At 46.1% G+C, this 241-nt stretch carries 1 pseudogene; it reads left to right on the top strand.

The window, feature by feature from the left end:
* Nucleotides 1–58: 58 nt before the first annotated feature.
* Nucleotides 59–241, top strand: a pseudogene (locus SB775_RS33245) (adhesin); the annotation flags it as partial.

The following is a 241-nucleotide window of genomic DNA, read 5'->3' as shown; positions in this document are numbered from 1 at the left end:
GCATCAAAACGTAACGATTACATTTTATAATCTACAGGAAACTCGGAGGGACATTTTTATGAAGAAATTAGCAGCATTATCTGGAATAGCACTTATCTCATTGCTTGCCGCATGTGGCAGCACGGAATCCGATAGCGGCGCTGAAGGCGACGCAACAGAAGGAAAGCTTGATGTCTATGCAACGGTTTATCCGCTCGTCTATTTCACTGAACGCATCGGCGGTGAACGCGTGGATGTCAAC

It is taken from the genome of Peribacillus sp. SIMBA_075 (genome assembly GCF_046534585.1).
The sequence above is the reverse complement of the archived record's forward strand: the minus strand, read 5'-3'. Positions and strand labels throughout refer to the sequence as shown.